Here is a 15,556-nt window from a genome sequence, read left to right as displayed (position 1 = left end):
TCCCGGTGGGGGGTGGAAGTGGCAAGGCACGAGGTACGCGCCTTGCCGTTGTTCAGAATCGTAAGGCGCAGGTGACCTGCGCCCTGGACCGGTTTATTGAGCCAGCCACGCCTGGAATTTGGCGTCGATGTCATCGCGATAGTCAGCCCAGAACTCGTAGTTGTAGAGGAACGTGTTCTTGGCGTTGTCGGGATCGGTTGGCATATGTGGTGCCATGTCGATACCCAGCTCGGCGTGCTGACCGACCAGTGGTGCGGACGAGGCGCGGGCAGGGCCGTACGAGATGTACTTGGCTTGATCCGCCAGACGCTGTGTGTCGGTCGCGAACTTGATGAAGTCCAGCGCGCGGGCTTCACGCTCGGGGCTCAGACCTGTTGGAATGATCCAACCGTCAAGGTCGAACACCTGCGCGTCCCAAAGCATGGCGATGGGCTGCTTCTGCTCTTCGATGGCAGCAAACAGACGACCGTTATAGGTCGACCCCATGATGACTTCGCCATCGGCCAGCAGTTGGGGCGTGTCCGCACCGGCCGACCACCAGATCACGTCGTCCTTGATGGTGTCGAGTTTGGCAAGCGCCTGGTCCTGACCTTCGGGCGTGCCCAGAACGTCATAGACGTCTTCCTTGGCCACACCGTCACAAAGCAGAGCCCATTCCATGTTGTTGATCGGGCGCTTTTCGAGGGACCGCTTGCCTGGATAGGTTTCGGTGTCGAAAACGGCACAGACTTCAGTTGGGGGCGTGTCGCCAACCAGATCGGTGCGATAGCCAAAGGTCGTCGAGTAAACGATCTGAGGAATAAAGCAGTCGCTGACCAGCAGATCGCCAAAGTCGTCCGATGCGGATGTGCCATCGGGTGCGGCGGCGAGCTGCTCGTCCGCGTCGATTTCCAGCGCGAGGCCTTCGTCGCACAGGCGGATCGCGTCCGCTGCAACAACGTCAACCACGTCCCATGTGACGTTGCCCGCTTCGTTCATGGCGCGCAGTTTCGCCACGGCCTCGGCCGAGCTTTCGTCCCATACGGCTGTGACGCCTGAGTTATTTTCGATGTAGGGCGCGACATAGGCGTTTTGCTGGCTGGCCTGGTATGCACCGCCCCAGCTTACAAGTGTCATGTCGCTGGCCATGTGGCCGTCGGCAAAGGCAGTGCCGCTTGCAACCGTCAAAGCCGTCGAGGCCAGAAGGGTCTTGGTGAGTTTCATGGTATTACTCCCACTGATTACGCCCGTTGTTGAGTGTTGCAGGCCGAACGTCGGGCATCGCCCCGGCCTGTCTGAGTTTGCCTTACGCGTCGAGCGCCCGGCAATCCTGTGGCATCCACCCGATTTCGACCATCGTGCCTGGGGTCAGGCGGATCTGATCGGGGGCATTGCGTGTCTTGATGACGAAATCATCGTTGCCCGCCACCCGCAGGCGGGTGCGGAAGATATCGCCCATATAGATGAATTCGAGCACTTCGGCCTTGAGCGTATGCGCATCGGGCGTCAGCCGCGCGGTGCCGATTTCGACCCGCTCGGGGCGGATTGATACGCGGGTGCGCTGACCGACTTCGGTCACGTTGATGGGTTTGGCGTCGATGATGCTGCCGTCATCCAGCCGCACCTCGCAGGTGTCGCCTTTGATCTTTTCGATCACGCCGAGCAGGGTGTTGTTCTCGCCGATGAACTGGGCGACGAAGCTGTTTTGCGGTTCCTCATACAAGGCATCCGGCGGGGCAAGCTGCTGGATGCGCCCGTCGTCGAAGACGGCGACGCGGTCCGACATCGTCAGTGCTTCGGTTTGGTCATGGGTCACATAAACGGTCGTGATCCCCAGATCATGCGCCAGACGGGTGATTTCGAATTGCAGCGTTTCGCGCAGTTGTTTGTCGAGCGCGCCAAGCGGTTCGTCCATCAGAACCAGTTCGGGCTCGAACACCAGCGCACGTGCCAGCGCGATCCGTTGTTGCTGACCACCGGAAAGCTGCGCGGGCCGACGCCCGGCAAAATCCTGCATCTGCACCATGCCAAGCGCGCGCATCACCTTTTCTTCGCGGTCCGCCTTGCCGATCTTGCGCACCTCAAGCGGAAAGCTGAGGTTTTCGGCGACCGTCATGTGAGGAAACAGGGCGTAGTTCTGGAAAACCATACCGATGCCGCGTTTGTGAGGCGGAATGTTGTTGATCGACACACCGCCAAGCCGGATGTCGCCGTGCGTGGCCGTCTCGAACCCCGCCAGCATCATCAGGCAGGTCGTCTTGCCCGACCCCGATGGCCCGAGCATGGTCAGAAACTCGCCTTTGGGCATCGACAGGTTCAGATCTTTGACGACGAGGTTTTCGCCATCATAGCTTTTTTGCACGCGTTCGAATTCGACGAACGCCTGGTCGGTCGCAGTATCGGCCAAATCTGGCTCCCCGTTTTATATCCGACGGTTGACCGTCAGTTGCGACATGTAAAACGGTCCGACGCGCATGTTGCAACCAACAAGGCTGCAAAATGGGGGTTTCATAGTGCAATCGGGTCGGTTTCACTGAAAAAGCAGACGCTTTCAGGGAATTGTCCTTGAGGGGTAGGCGGGCCGCATAACGGAATCATGTGCATTTTAGTGCGAGGGAGTGGTTTGAAATACCGCGATCAGGCCGCTGGTTTCAGCATGTCGCCGTCTTTGAGCAGCGCATAACACTCATCCAATGCCGTGCGCGCGCGCTGGCCCAACAGGGTGATTTCGTCCGGCGCGATCACCAAGGGCGGCGAAATGACCATCCGGTCATAGACGTGGCGCATCACCAGATTATTGGCAAAACAGCGCTCGCGGCACATGAACCCTGCGGTGCCCGCATCCATCGCGAACTTGGCGCGGCTGCCCTTGTGCGGCGTCAGCGCAAGCGAGCCCATCATGCCTGTGATCGTCGTCTCTCCCACCATCGGGTGATCTGCCAGACCGTGCCACATCTCGTGCAGGGCGGGCATGGCAACGTCACGCACGTGATCCAGCACGTTTTCTTCCTCGAGAATGCGGATGTTTTCCAGCGCAACCGCGGACGCAACGGGATGGCCGGAATAGGTATAGCCGTGGTTGAATTCGCCCGATCCAATGACCTCGGCCACCTCGTCGCACACGATTGATCCGCCGATGGGCTGATAGCCCGAGGACAGACCCTTTGCGATCGTCATGATGTGCGGCGTGATCCCGAGCGTCTCACTTCCGAACCAGTTGCCTGTCCGACCAAAGCCGCAGATCACCTCGTCCGCGATCAGCAGGATTTCGTATTTGTCACAGATGCGCTGGATTTCGGGCCAGTAAGTGCTGGGCGGGATGATCACGCCACCGGCGCCCTGGATCGGTTCAGCGATGAAGGCGGCGATGCGATCCTCGCCATGGGCCAGAATGGCCTGCTCCAGCTCTTGCGCTCGGGCGAGGCCGAAATCCTCCGGGCTCATATCGCCGCCTTCGGACCACCAGTTGGGCTGGTTGATGTGGTGAATGTCGGGGATCGGCAGACCGCCCTGTTCGTGCATCGGGGTCATGCCGCCCAGACTGCCCGACCCGACGGAGGAGCCGTGATAGGCGTTTTTGCGCGAGATGATGATCGTCTTGGTCGGCTTGCCCTTGATCGCCCAATAGGTGCGCACCATCCGAATGTTGGTGTCGTTCGCCTCGGATCCGGACCCGGCGAAAAAGACGTGGTTCAGATCACCCGGTGCCAATTCTGCGATCTTCTGGGCCAGCGCGATAGCTGGCACATGCGTCGTCTGGAAAAAGGTGTTGTAGTAGGGTAGTTCCTTCATCTGGCGCGCGGCGACGTCGGCAAGCTCGCTGCGCCCATAGCCGATGTTCACACACCACAGGCCGGCCATCGCATCAAGGATTTCATTGCCTTCGCTGTCGTGCAGATACACGCCCTTGGCCCGGGTGATGACGCGCGCGCCCTTGGCCGCCAACTCGCCCCCGGCGGTGAAGGGGTGCATGTGGTGCGCGGCGTCAAGCGCCTGCAATTCGGATGTGGGCAGGTGATTGGTGATCGCGGGCATTGAAACCTCGAAGGTAAGAGACTTGCGGAGAATATGGGCAAAGGGCGCGCCGTCAATCGCCGTTATGCGATCATGCTGGACGGGACCAATAAAAGTTGATTTCATATCAAGCGACCCGGCAAACCGGGCATGTGACGGGAGTACACTATGAAGAAGTTAATGCTGAGCACAGTCGCTGGTCTTGCCCTGACAGGTGCCGCGCTGGCCGAAGAAGTGCGTGTTTATAACTGGTCGGACTACATCGACGAAGACCTGTTGACCAAGTTCGAAGAAGAGACCGGCATCGATCTGATCTATGACGTGTTCGACAGCAACGAAGTGCTGGAGACCAAAATGCTGGCCGGTGGATCGGGCTATGATGTGGTGGTGCCGTCGGGCACCTTCCTGCAACGCCAGATCGCAGCCGGAGCGTTTCAGAAACTGGACCAATCCAAGCTAACCAATTCGGTTAACATGTGGGACGTGATCAGCGAACGGGTCGCAAAATATGACCCCGACAATCAATACGCGATCAACTACATGTGGGGCACCACGGGCATCGGTGTGAATGTCGGCAAGGTGCAGGAGATCCTCGGCGAAGATGCCCCGGTCGATTCCCTCGCCCTCGTGTTTGATCCGGCCAACATGGAAAAACTGCAGGCCTGCGGCGTGCACATTCTGGATGCCCCCGCCGAATTGATCCCCGCAGCGCTGGCCTATCTGGGCGAAAACCCTGATGCGCAGGATGCTGACACCATCAAACTGGCGGAGCCCGTGCTGACGAACATTGCGCCTTATGTGCAAAAATTCCACAGCTCGGAATATATCAACGCCCTTGCAAACGGTGACATCTGCGTGGCCGTCGGCTGGTCGGGTGACATCCTTCAAGCACGGGATCGCGCGGCAGAGGCCGAGAACGGGGTCGAAATCGAGTATTACGCGCCCAAAGAGGGGGCGCTGATGTGGTTCGACAATATGGCGATTCCGGTGGATGCCCCCAACCCTGACGGCGCGCACAAGTTCCTGAACTTTATCATGGACGCGCAGAACATGGCGGCTGCATCCAACTACGTCTATTACGCCAACGGCAACTTGGCGTCGCAGGAGTTCCTGGTCGAAGACGTGATCGGCGATGTCGCGATCTATCCCGACGCAACCACGCTCGAGAACCTCTACACCACAACGCCCTATGACGCCAAAACACAGCGGACCGTCACGCGCATGTGGACCAAGATCAAATCAGGCACCTAAGCTGTGCTTCCAGGGCGCGGGGATACGCCTCGCGCCCCGCTCTATTTGAACGGAGTCCTCCTTGGCAGAGACTGTTTTCGCCCCCTGGGACGTTCCGACCGCCGAGCCGATCATACGGTTTCGCAATGTCACGAAACGCTTTGGCACTTTCGTTGCCATCGACGATCTGACGCTTGATATCTATCCACAGGAATTCTTTGCGCTGCTTGGGCCGTCGGGCTGTGGCAAGACGACGATGATGCGGATGCTTGCCGGCTTTGAAAACCCGACCGAGGGGTTCATTGAACTTGCAGGCAAAGACATCGCCGGGGTGCCTGCTAACAAGCGGGCGGTGAACATGATGTTCCAATCCTACGCCCTGTTTCCGCATCTGAGCATCTGGGACAACATCGCCTTTGGACTCCGGCGTGAAACCAGTGACAAAGCTGCAATATCCGCCCGTGTCGAAGAGATGCTGAAGCTGACCCGGCTTGAAAAACTTGCCCGCCGCAAGCCACATCAGATTTCCGGCGGGCAGCGCCAGCGTGTGGCACTTGCCCGGTCCTTGGCCAAGGCACCCAAGCTGCTGCTGCTGGACGAACCTCTTGGCGCACTGGATGCCAAACTGCGCGAGGCAACACAGTTCGAGCTGATGGATATTCAGGAAAAGACGGGCACCACATTTGTGATCGTCACTCACGACCAAGAGGAGGCCATGACGGTCGCCTCGCGCATCGCTGTGATGGATGAAGGCCGGATCATGCAGGTGGCGACGCCTGATCGCATTTATGAGGCTCCCGCATCCGTCTATGTCGCTGATTTCATCGGGGATGTGAATATTCTGACCGGAACTGTCACGGCAACCGGGGCGGATACGTATGCGCTCACCTGGAAAGAAGGTGCCGCACCCGTCACCGCAGTGTCGGAGACGACGTTTGCCGAAGGGCAGCAGGCCCACCTTGCCGTGCGCCCGGAAAAAGTGGCGATCCACACGACCAAACCCGATGATGTCGACAATCTGTTGGAGGGCAAAGTCCTCGACATCGCATATCTGGGTAACCTGTCGACCTATCACGTGGAATTGCCCGGGGGTCAGATCATCAAAGCGCAGACCGCCAACACACGCCGTTTGTCCCGGCGCAGCATTACGTGGGAAGACCCGGTCTGGGTCGGTTGGACCAAAACAGCGGGCGTGCTGTTGGGCGCATGAGACGCGCAACGCTCATATCGGTGCCCTATATCTGGCTGCTGGCGCTGTTTCTGATTCCGTTTCTGGTCGTTTTCAAGATTTCGCTGTCTGATATCGCGCTGGCGATTCCACCCTATACGCCGACCATGCGCGACGGCTTCTGGAATATGCTGTCGCAGCTGGATTTCGAGAACTTTGTCTTTCTGACCGAGGACGACCTCTATTGGAAAGCCTATCTCAGCTCGTTGCAGATCGCGCTGATTTCGACGGTGCTGACGCTGATTGTCGGCTATCCGATGGCCTACGCGATGGCGCGTGCGCCCGATCAGTGGCGGCCCACTTTGCTGATGCTGGTGATCCTGCCGTTCTGGACGTCGTTCCTGATCCGCGTTTATGCGTGGGTCGGCATCCTGTCCAACGAAGGGTTCCTGAACCAGTTCCTGCTGTGGATAGGGGTCATCGGCGAGCCGCTGACCATTCTGAACACCAACACCGCCGTCTATATCGGGATCGTTTATACCTATCTGCCCTTCATGATCCTGCCGATCTATTCCGCGCTTGATCGGCTGGACGGATCGCTGATCGAAGCGGCAGAGGATTTGGGATGCTCGCGGCTCAAGGCGTTCTGGCTGGTGACAATTCCGCTGTCCAAGAACGGGATCATCGCGGGCTGTTTTCTCGTCTTCATTCCCGCGCTGGGCGAATTCGTTATCCCGTCGCTGTTGGGGGGATCAAGCACGCTGATGATCGGCAAGGTATTGTTCGAAGAGTTCTTTTCCAACCGCGATTGGCCTGTCGCATCGGCGGTCGCGGTGATCCTGTTGCTGATCCTGATTGTTCCCATCGTTCTCTTCCAGCGCAACGAACAGCGCCAGGCCGAGGCAGAAACATGAACCGCCTCAGCCCCTTCAACGTGGTGTCACTGACACTGGGTTTCGTGTTCCTCTATGTGCCGATGCTGATCCTCGTGATCTACAGCTTTAACGCGTCGAAACTGGTGACAGTCTGGGCGGGATTTTCAACCAAATGGTACGGCGAGTTGCTGTCGAATGAGGCATTTCTGGACGCGGCATGGGTCACGTTACGGGTCGCTGTGATCTCATCCACCATCGCCACCGTGTTGGGCACCATGGCGGCTTATGTACTGGTGCGCGGCGGGCGGTTTTTCGGGCGCACCCTGTTTTCCGGTATGATCTACGCGCCGCTCGTCATGCCCGAAGTGATCACTGGCTTGTCCTTGTTGTTGCTGTTCATCGGAATTGGATTGGACCGCGGCGTGCTGACCATCGTTCTGGCGCACACGACATTCTCGATGTGCTTTGTGTCCGTCGTCGTCTCGTCCCGCCTGATGACGTTTGACCGGTCGCTCGAGGAAGCTGCCTTGGATCTGGGCGCTTCGCCGGTTGACTCCTTTCGATTGGTCACCTTACCGATTATCGCACCAGCAGTGATATCGGGGTGGTTGCTGGCCTTCACGCTCAGCCTCGATGATCTTGTCATCGCGTCCTTCACGTCCGGTCCATCGGCCACCACGCTGCCGATGAAAATCTGGTCATCCGTGCGGTTGGGCGTCAGTCCGGAGATCAACGCGCTGAGCACGATCATGATCGGTTTGGTCACGATCGGGGTGATCACGGCATCGCTCAGCACCAAACACGCGGCCTTGCGCGCCAAACGGGATGAGCAGGCCGCCGCGCGCGCCACATGAAACGCATCTTTGCAGACTACGCCTATGGGGCCGGACCACGTGATGGATGCTGGTGGGATGAAACGGCGCACGTGCCTGTCTGCCCCAAGCTGGAGGGTGAGGTCGTTTGCGATGTAGCCATTGTGGGTGGCGGTTTCACGGGGTTGTCCGCTGCGTTGCACTTGGCCCGCGGTGGCGCGTCTGTCGTTCTGCTCGAAGCGCACGCACTGGGCTGGGGTGCCTCTGGTCGGAATGGCGGGTTCTGCTGTTTGGGCGGCGGGATGGCATCGGACTCTGCGCTTGATCGACGTTTTGGAAAGGTGGCACGGCTGGCTTGGCGGCAGTGCGAAAAGGCAGCGGTTGATCTGGTCGACCGCTTGATCTCTGAGCTCAATCTGGACGTTGACCGCCATTCAAACGGCGAAACCTGCCTTGCGCATACGCCGAGGGCGGCGCGGTCGTTGGAGACCGAGGGCGCGCGGACGCTGGAGAATTATGGCGTCAGGCCTGAGATTATCGCGGCAGACGATTTGGCGGCGCATGGCATGTCCGGACCTTTTCACGGTGCCTTCACAAACCCCATCGGGTTTGGGTTGAACCCCCGCAAATATTTGGCCGGTCTGGCAACTGCCGCTACCACATTGGGCGTGCGGATCTATGGTCAAAGCCAGACCACGAGGGTCGAACCGACGCGCGTCATAACGCCATCCGGCACAGTGCAGGCCGAGCGGATAATCGTCGCGACAAACGGGTACTCCAGCGAGGATATCCCGTCGGCGATGGCCGGTCTTTATATGCCCGCGCAATCGACAATTATCGTGACGCGACCGTTGCGTGCGGCGGAGTTGCAAAGTCAGGGCTGGCTCACCGACCAGATGGCCTATGATACGCGGCATTTGCTGCACTATTTTCGCCTGATGCCGGATCAAAGGTTTCTATTCGGCATGCGGGGTGGGCTGGCCGCGTCAGTCTCAGCCGAACAGAACGCGCGGTCTGCCGTGATGCGCGATTTCCGGCATATGTTTCCGGCGTGGTCTGATGTGGACATCACGCATAGCTGGTCTGGACTGGTCTGTTTGGCCCGCAATCTTCTGCCATATGTTGGGCGGCTGCCTGGCATGCCACATGTGCTGGCAGGCTTTGCGTACCATGGAAACGGTGTCGCTATGGGCACGCTCACGGGTCGGTTTCTGGCGGACATGGTGCTGGAAAATTCGCCAGTCGATTGTCCTGACGTGATACGGCACCCGGCCCGCGCCTTTCCATTTGGAACGAAGCGCCGTGTCGTAATGCCGCCGATATATGCTGCTTTTCAGGCGCGTGACTGGATCCGTTAGGCCGGTGGTTCGCGCAAGCCGCTTACGTTGCTGGCTTCAATCAGGTATCCGCTGCCAAGCACGAGGAGTGTTGCGCCACCTTCAATGCGGGCCTCGGTCACACGGCTGTAGGACAGCGCAGGTTCGGTAAGCAAAACGGCATCATTCGCGCGGCTTTCGATCTCGAAGGTGTATTCGCCCGGCTCAAAGGATGATCCATCGGCTTTTTTACCGTCCCAGACAAAGGGTTCGGCACCCAAGGGCAAGGCGAGCCGTTGCACCTGCGTGCCTTGCGCATTGGTCACGATCAAATCGACTTCACTGGCTGCGATGGGCGGGTTCGGTGCAATCGTGATTGGGTCGCCGGTAAATTTGGCTGGGCCTTGTATCAACGCCTCCATCCCGATCCAGTTTGCAGCGCTTGCCATGTCATTTGCGCCCAGTGCCGTGAGCAGTTGTTGCATCAGATCATTGGTCGTCACCTGTTGCTCGACCATCGAGAACTGCGCGAGTTGGGCTGCGTATTCCGAGGAATCAATTGGTTCCAGCGGGTCCTGATATTCGGCTTGCGCCGTCAACATTTTCAGGAACACCTCGAAGTCGGAACTGAGAACGTTGGCGGCGGGCGCTGTTGTCGCGGGTGCAGGGGCCTGCGCGTTGGGTGCTTGAAGAATTTCCATGATTTATAGCCTTATGTCGACGCCATCTGGCGCAATTCTGAGTGCTGACGTGAGTGCCGGGATGACAATCGTGGCCGGATTTTCGAAGGGCGCTGTATGCGCCGGGTTCCCGTCTTGATGGCGCGCTTCGGGGTCCTGATCAGTTTGATCGCCTTGAGAGAATGAGAACGATATGTCCTCGTACCCAAGCTCTTCAAACGAGCGGCCCAAATCTTCGATATTGCGACGCATCAGGTCCAGCGTTTCCGGTCGCTCGGCCACGACACTGACCACAATACCGGCATCAGATGGTGACAGAATCATCCTGACCCGCCCAAGCTCGGGCGGATTTAGTACGAGCTCCAGTGGTTTCCCCGGGGTTTTGTGCAGCGCTTCCGCAATCTGTTGTGCGATATGAGGCGGGAGGTCCGGGCGTGTGTGTAAAACTGTCGGCATGTGGTGGACTGCCGAAGGTCGAAGATCCCACATGACTTGTTCGAACGGACCCTCAATAGATGTCGCCGCTCCGGTGGCGAACGATGCGACCTGAGCGGGCAACGGTGTTGAAATGTCGGTCATACCGGCAAGCTGGATTGTGCTTGGATTGCTTTGCGCGGAAACTGCGTTTGATGGGTCATTGTCGTATGTCGCAGGTCCAGCCGTCTGTGGGGTGAGGCCCGCCCGTTCCATAATTGCACGTTCCACCATCTTTGGCTCATTCGGTAAAAACTCGATGGAATCTTTAATGAGGCTGGAGCCTGACATCTTGTTCGGTACTCTCGGTGACCCGAGGAGCGTCGCGCTGTGTCCTGAAAGATGCCGATCCGTTGGCGTTAGTGTGGCAGGGGATGCTGCATCAATCGACATACGCTGTTCTGCGCCAGTTACCGCAGCATCGCCGAAAGCGGGCGGAGGTTGGGGGATGGAGGTCGGCTGATCTTGCTTTGCCGCTGGTCGGAAAGTTACCCTCTGCCCAGCATCAGCAGTCGAATATCGAGACGATACTTTTTCAACGGCCGCGATCGACTGGATGGGCCGAGACTCGACATAATTCAGTGGCTTCGCAGTAGGTTGTTCGACCGCGGCCAAATCCGATGCTGCCGCCGCTAACCGTTCTTCAGGTTTAGATGGGAGGTCTGCGATATCAGGTTCGTTATCGTGGCCAATATGTGCAAGCCCACCTTTGATCTGCGACGATGTTTCGACGTGATTATCAACACCATCAGAGATGATTTGAACGGTCGGTGAGGGACTGGCTGTTACCTCCGCCTCCCGACCTTGGATGTCGTTGCGAGGGGGTGTTTCCAGCCCTGCTTCGCTTGAAGCGACGTCCATCTCACGATGTTCCGGTACTGTCGCTTTTCCAACATCAGGCAGCAAATCGGACGCGTCAGCCCCGTTCTCAAGAACAGAGGCAAAAGGCAGCAATGCATCGCCCGACGTCTCGGTTTCCGGAAGTCTCAGGCGCACTTCCGCCATGTCCGTCAAGGCCGTCAGGATCGTAAGGTTCATGCGCGTCTCCGGGATTTCTTCCACGTTGACAGCACTATGGCGCAGCGATGGTTACCGGTTCTTTACTGATCATCGTCCATGATCCGAAATATCGATCGAATTGAAAGGAACTCAGTATGCAGTCTGTTGAGGCGCAACCTCGTGTCCCCACACCCATGGCCCGGACCGATAGCGCGTTGCGTGATGCCGCGCAGAAGTTAGAGGCGACATTTTTGGCTGAAATGTTGAAGGCCGCTGGATTGGGGCAAACGCGCACTGCCTTTGGCGGTGGTGCGGGCGAAGATCAATTTTCGTCCTTTCTGGTACAAGCACAGGCTGAAGAAATGGTAACTGCCGGCGGTATCGGGCTGGCAGAAGCGCTGTTTGAGGCGCTGAAGGAGCGACAGCATGAAGGATGATCAGGCGCATGCGACCATCGATTCGTTGAATGATCTGCTGGACACAGAACGCGCCGCCTTACTGGAGGGAAATCTGGACGATATCTCGCGGTTGCATTCGCGAAAGGAGAGCTTAATCAACGACCTGAATGCCCCTGATTTTCCGGGTGGACCGCATATTGGTACCTTGCAAGACAAACTGCGACGCAATCAATTGCTATTGGATGCAGCCCTTGATGGCGTGCGATCCGTGACGCGTCGATTGGCGAGCATTCGTCAGGTGCGCCAGTCGCTCGACACGTATGATTCCTTGGGAAAAAAACGCACTGTAACGGTGGCTGATGGCGGGACTTTGGAGAAGCGTTCCTAGGTTTGATTCAAATCTAAGGCATTGAGAAATCGGCGCTTAGCGATCTGTTAGGACTAAACGGGGCATGGTCTTCCTGCACTCAATTCGGGTGGCGCACATCCCTGATCATAGGGACTGCATTTGTCAGAACGGCAATCGGTTTCGCCCACGATGGTCGAAACGTAACCCTTGGCGCAAAGCGCCGTGACAAAAGGACATGCATATGTCGAGCATTCTTACGAACAACAGCGCAATGGTTGCGCTGCAAACCCTTAAAGGGATCAATAAAAATCTGGCGATGACGCAGAATGAGATTTCGACAGGTAAGTCGGTATCGAGCGCCAAAGACAACTCTGCCGTTTGGGCGATTTCCAAGGTTATGGAATCGGATGTCAAAGGCTTCAAGGCGATTTCAGAAGGGTTGAGCCTTGGCGAATCCACAGTCGCCGTCGGTCGGAACGCGGCGGAAACTGTGACTGACCTGTTGGTTGACATCAAAGGCAAGATCACGGCCGCTCAAGAATCCAACGTGGATCGTGATAAGATTCAGACGGATATCAATGCCCTTCGCGAGCAGATCGAAGGTGTGGTTGGTGCCGCGCAATTCAACGGCCTAAACCTTGTTGATGGCACGTCGACCGATGACGTCAATATTCTGTCATCGCTTGACCGGAATTCGAGTGGCAACGTGAGCGCCTCGGACATTACGGTGGAACGTCAAAACCTGTCGGTGTCCGGTTCTGTGACCACGCAAGTCTATGATGGTACCGGCGCGGATACTGGCGCAACAATCGTGAACGCAACGCCGGAAGGTGCCGGGACGCCAGTCAACTCTGGCACTGCGGCACCGACGACCGCCGCGGCATCTTTCGTTGATGTCGCCATCGCATCGGTCGGTGACGGGTTTGGGTACCAACTTCAGTTGGATGACACAGCTGGTGCTAACAGTCTTGGCGCACGGACGTTCGAATATGTGGCTGACTCTGATGACAGCACCCAGGATGTCGCGACCAATCTGTACAATCAGGTATCTGCTTTCCTGTCCGCTACGAATGAAACCAACTACACCGTAGCACTTGATGGCGACACCGTGCGCCTGACGCGTGCGAATGCCGGCAACGAGCTGTCCGTGACGATCGAAGCGGATACGGCTGGGAACACCGCAGGCACAAGTTCCGGTGGGTTGGCAGCGTTGCAGGCCGTTGACGTGACGACCGACGCAGGTGCAACTGCTGCGCTGACGTCGATCGAGACGCTTATCAATACCGCAATTGATGCAGCAGCAGCATTTGGTTCTGTTGAGGGGCGGATTGAAACGCAATCCGAATTTGTCAGCAAGCTGACGGACTCCTTGAAATCCGGTATCGGTTCGCTTGTTGACGCTGATATGGAAGCGGTCTCTGCTCGCCTGCAGGCCCTGCAGACGCAGCAACAGTTGGGTGTTCAGTCGCTGTCGATCGCGAACCAGGCACCACAGACAATCCTGTCGTTGTTCCGTTAAGCAATCCAGGCGAGGCGCTGTTTTTGGTGCCTCGCCAACTCATTTCATTCCAATGGAACAGGTGATCGTGTGAACGCGACTTCTCAAGCTATGCGTGGCTATGCGGAAAATGCAACGTCAACCCGAAGCGATCGTCGGGCCGAATATCAAGTGATCGCGCGTGTTACTCAAGAACTGCGCGACCGGGCGCAGGATAGCAAAAAGAACTTTGCGGGATATGCTGAAGCGTTGCATCGGAACCAGCGGCTGTGGACGGCTCTGGTGGTCGATATCGCTGATGCGAACAATCCGTTGCCGCACGAGCTAAAGGCACGTGTGCTGTATCTATCGGAATTTACCAGTCATTACACGCGGCGAATCCTTCGCGAGAAGGTATCGGTTCTGCCCTTGTTGGAAATCAATATGGCTGTTTTACGAGGCCTGAAAAGCGAGGGCCCGGCAACATGAGTGGTCTTATACTGAAGCTGAGCCCGAAAGAGCGCGTTTTGATCAATGGCGCGGTTATTGAAAACGGGGACCGCCGGAGCCGTTTGGCGATCATGACGCCGGACGCACATATTCTAAGGCTGCGGGACGCTATTCATCCTGAGGATGCGAAAACGCCTGTACGTCGGGTATGCTATGCGGTGCAGTTGGTTCTGTCAGGCGATGCAGATCGAGGCGACAGCCGACGCTCACTCTTGCGAAGCATTGAAGAGTTGAGCCAGGTGTTCATTGATCCAGACAGCCGCAAACATCTCGACATTGCGTCTCATGCATTGGTTCAGGATGACCACTATCGCTGCCTGAAGGCCCTTAGAACGTTGCTGCCTCGTGAAGAGCGTATGCTATCCACCGGAGTACAATAACGTGTATCAGCCTGTCCTGATTTCGTCCGGTTTGATCGGTTGGCAATTCCTGCAAAGAACTTACGATCAGCAATCTGCCGCCTTCAATCAATCCGCCCAGTTAAAGCGCGATAAGGATCATTTTGCTGAGAAAATAGGGTCAGTGACTTCGGCGCAGGATTTAGTGGCTGATCGTCAACTTCTGACCGTGGCGCTCGGTGCCTTCGGTCTTCAGGACGATATCAACAACCGCTTTTTCATCGAAAAGATGTTAAGCGATGGGACGACGGCAGATGACGCTCTGGCCAATCGTTTTACCGATTCCCGTTATCGAGATTTTTCGGCGGCATTTGGTTTGGGTCCTGGTGAGGTTCGGGGCGCATTGGCTCCTGATTTTGCCGAGAAAATTATTGCTCAATATCAAGCGAACAGTTTTGAGATTGCCGCTGGCAATCAGGACGAAACGATGCGGATCGCCCTGTATGCTGAACGAACTCTTGGCGACGTTGTAGGCGGTTCGGGTAGTGAGGCGCAAAAGTGGTTCAGTATTATGGGGCAACTGCCTTTGCGAACCCTGTTTGAGACTGCTTTGGGCTTGCCAGATGGGTTTGGTCAAGCTGATATCGATCAGCAATTGGGAGTGTTTCAGGACAGGACCGAACGTATCTTTGGAGTGTCGGATCCATCGGAATTTGTTGAGCCTGAAAATCTCGACCGGCTCATCACAACATACCTCGCCCGCGCTCAGATAAGTGCGTTTGGTTCCGGATCTTCAGGTGCTCAGATCGCATTGACTCTGCTAAGCCAGTAGTTCTCGTTTTTGGTATGTTTTTCAGTTGCTGACCTGCTCCCCTGAGAGTCCGTGTTTATAAGTTAGCTCTGTTCAGGTTTTGGTCCTCTTCTGACCGGTTAGCAT

At 57.2% G+C, this 15,556-nt stretch carries 16 protein-coding genes; 11 read left to right on the top strand and 5 right to left on the bottom strand.

Annotation, left to right across the window (positions count from 1 at the left end; all coding sequences use genetic code 11):
* Positions 1–93: 93 nt before the first annotated feature.
* The 3 genes from Q0908_RS04485 to Q0908_RS04475 form a co-directional block, all read right to left on the bottom strand.
* Entirely contained in the window at positions 94–1,203 is a 1,110-nt protein-coding gene (locus tag Q0908_RS04485) for an extracellular solute-binding protein (protein ID WP_299281337.1), read from the bottom strand.
* Between the two features lie 82 nt (positions 1,204–1,285).
* The gene (locus tag Q0908_RS04480) at positions 1,286–2,386 is read right to left on the bottom strand and encodes an ABC transporter ATP-binding protein (RefSeq protein WP_299281335.1); all 1,101 of its coding nucleotides are present in this window, start codon (positions 2,384–2,386) and stop codon (positions 1,286–1,288) included.
* A 230-nt stretch (positions 2,387–2,616) separates the two neighbouring features.
* Positions 2,617–4,014 (bottom strand): aspartate aminotransferase family protein, encoded by a 1,398-nt coding sequence (locus Q0908_RS04475; protein WP_299281829.1) that lies wholly within the window; start codon positions 4,012–4,014, stop codon positions 2,617–2,619.
* Between the two features lie 147 nt (positions 4,015–4,161).
* Here Q0908_RS04475 and Q0908_RS04470 point away from each other — a divergent pair, with 147 nt between their 5' ends.
* The 5 genes from Q0908_RS04470 to Q0908_RS04450 all read left to right on the top strand — a co-directional run bounded on the left by Q0908_RS04470 (position 4,162) and on the right by Q0908_RS04450 (position 9,436).
* Positions 4,162–5,244 (top strand): polyamine ABC transporter substrate-binding protein, encoded by a 1,083-nt coding sequence (locus Q0908_RS04470; protein WP_299281333.1) that lies wholly within the window; start codon positions 4,162–4,164, stop codon positions 5,242–5,244.
* A gap of 61 nt (positions 5,245–5,305) precedes the next feature.
* The gene (locus Q0908_RS04465) at positions 5,306–6,433 is read left to right on the top strand and encodes an ABC transporter ATP-binding protein (protein ID WP_299281332.1); all 1,128 of its coding nucleotides are present in this window, start codon (positions 5,306–5,308) and stop codon (positions 6,431–6,433) included.
* The gene (locus Q0908_RS04460) at positions 6,430–7,305 is read left to right on the top strand and encodes an ABC transporter permease subunit (protein WP_299281331.1); all 876 of its coding nucleotides are present in this window, start codon (positions 6,430–6,432) and stop codon (positions 7,303–7,305) included. Before Q0908_RS04465 ends, Q0908_RS04460 begins: the two co-directional genes overlap by 4 nt.
* Positions 7,302–8,120 (top strand): ABC transporter permease subunit, encoded by an 819-nt coding sequence (locus tag Q0908_RS04455; protein WP_299281329.1) that lies wholly within the window; start codon positions 7,302–7,304, stop codon positions 8,118–8,120. Before Q0908_RS04460 ends, Q0908_RS04455 begins: the two co-directional genes overlap by 4 nt.
* Positions 8,117–9,436: an FAD-dependent oxidoreductase gene (locus Q0908_RS04450; RefSeq protein WP_299281327.1), complete on the top strand. Its 1,320-nt coding sequence runs from the start codon at positions 8,117–8,119 to the stop codon at positions 9,434–9,436. Before Q0908_RS04455 ends, Q0908_RS04450 begins: the two co-directional genes overlap by 4 nt.
* Here the strand turns inward: Q0908_RS04450 and Q0908_RS04445 are convergent.
* Entirely contained in the window at positions 9,433–10,095 is a 663-nt protein-coding gene (locus Q0908_RS04445) for a flagellar hook capping FlgD N-terminal domain-containing protein (RefSeq protein ID WP_299281325.1), read from the bottom strand. The genes Q0908_RS04450 and Q0908_RS04445 overlap by 4 nt on opposite strands.
* A 3-nt stretch (positions 10,096–10,098) precedes the next feature.
* A complete protein-coding gene (locus tag Q0908_RS04440; RefSeq protein WP_299281324.1) occupies positions 10,099–11,586 on the bottom strand; it encodes a flagellar hook-length control protein FliK in 1,488 nt (495 codons plus the stop codon).
* Positions 11,587–11,702: 116 nt separating this feature from the next.
* Here Q0908_RS04440 and Q0908_RS04435 point away from each other — a divergent pair, with 116 nt between their 5' ends.
* The 6 genes from Q0908_RS04435 (at position 11,703) to Q0908_RS04410 (ending at position 15,451) form a co-directional block, all read left to right on the top strand.
* Complete coding sequence (locus Q0908_RS04435; protein WP_299281322.1) at positions 11,703–11,984, top strand: rod-binding protein; 282 nt, start codon at positions 11,703–11,705, stop codon at positions 11,982–11,984.
* Positions 11,974–12,333 carry a flagellar biosynthesis protein FlgN gene (locus tag Q0908_RS04430; RefSeq protein WP_299281320.1) on the top strand — a complete coding sequence of 120 codons (360 nt, stop codon included), beginning with the start codon at positions 11,974–11,976 and terminating at the stop codon, positions 12,331–12,333. Before Q0908_RS04435 ends, Q0908_RS04430 begins: the two co-directional genes overlap by 11 nt.
* A gap of 202 nt (positions 12,334–12,535) precedes the next feature.
* Positions 12,536–13,813, top strand: a complete 1,278-nt coding sequence (locus Q0908_RS04425; RefSeq protein WP_299281318.1) for a flagellin — start codon at positions 12,536–12,538, stop codon at positions 13,811–13,813.
* Between the two features lie 69 nt (positions 13,814–13,882).
* Positions 13,883–14,260 (top strand): flagellar biosynthesis regulator FlaF, encoded by a 378-nt coding sequence (gene flaF, locus Q0908_RS04420; RefSeq protein ID WP_299281316.1) that lies wholly within the window; start codon positions 13,883–13,885, stop codon positions 14,258–14,260.
* A complete protein-coding gene (gene flbT / locus Q0908_RS04415) occupies positions 14,257–14,661 on the top strand; it encodes a flagellar biosynthesis repressor FlbT (RefSeq protein ID WP_299281313.1) in 405 nt (134 codons plus the stop codon). The genes flaF and flbT overlap by 4 nt, the downstream gene beginning before the upstream one ends.
* 1 nt (position 14,662) lies before the next feature.
* On the top strand, positions 14,663–15,451 hold the full coding sequence (locus Q0908_RS04410; protein WP_299281311.1) for a DUF1217 domain-containing protein: 789 nt from the start codon (positions 14,663–14,665) through the stop codon (positions 15,449–15,451).
* The last annotated feature ends 105 nt before the right edge of the window (positions 15,452–15,556 follow it).

It is taken from the genome of uncultured Tateyamaria sp., from assembly GCF_947494755.1.
In the GTDB taxonomy this organism is placed as follows: Bacteria; Pseudomonadota; Alphaproteobacteria; order Rhodobacterales; family Rhodobacteraceae; genus Tateyamaria.
The sequence above is the reverse complement of the archived record's forward strand: the minus strand, read 5'-3'. Positions and strand labels throughout refer to the sequence as shown.

Bases quoted from the DNA above. Each gene is read 5' to 3' on its own strand.
- Q0908_RS04485 (WP_299281337.1), bottom strand. From the start codon at position 1,203: ATGAAACTCACCAAGACCCTTCTGGCCTCGACGGCTTTGACGGTTGCA.
- Q0908_RS04475 (WP_299281829.1), bottom strand. From the start codon at position 4,014: ATGCCCGCGATCACCAATCACCTGCCCACATCCGAATTGCAGGCGCTT.
- Q0908_RS04470 (WP_299281333.1), top strand. From the start codon at position 4,162: ATGAAGAAGTTAATGCTGAGCACAGTCGCTGGTCTTGCCCTGACAGGT.
- Q0908_RS04460 (WP_299281331.1), top strand. From the start codon at position 6,430: ATGAGACGCGCAACGCTCATATCGGTGCCCTATATCTGGCTGCTGGCG.
- Q0908_RS04455 (WP_299281329.1), top strand. From the start codon at position 7,302: ATGAACCGCCTCAGCCCCTTCAACGTGGTGTCACTGACACTGGGTTTC.
- Q0908_RS04450 (WP_299281327.1), top strand. From the start codon at position 8,117: ATGAAACGCATCTTTGCAGACTACGCCTATGGGGCCGGACCACGTGAT.
- Q0908_RS04445 (WP_299281325.1), bottom strand. From the start codon at position 10,095: ATGGAAATTCTTCAAGCACCCAACGCGCAGGCCCCTGCACCCGCGACA.
- Q0908_RS04440 (WP_299281324.1), bottom strand. From the start codon at position 11,586: ATGAACCTTACGATCCTGACGGCCTTGACGGACATGGCGGAAGTGCGC.
- Q0908_RS04435 (WP_299281322.1), top strand. From the start codon at position 11,703: ATGCAGTCTGTTGAGGCGCAACCTCGTGTCCCCACACCCATGGCCCGG.
- Q0908_RS04430 (WP_299281320.1), top strand. From the start codon at position 11,974: ATGAAGGATGATCAGGCGCATGCGACCATCGATTCGTTGAATGATCTG.
- Q0908_RS04425 (WP_299281318.1), top strand. From the start codon at position 12,536: ATGTCGAGCATTCTTACGAACAACAGCGCAATGGTTGCGCTGCAAACC.
- flbT (WP_299281313.1), top strand. From the start codon at position 14,257: ATGAGTGGTCTTATACTGAAGCTGAGCCCGAAAGAGCGCGTTTTGATC.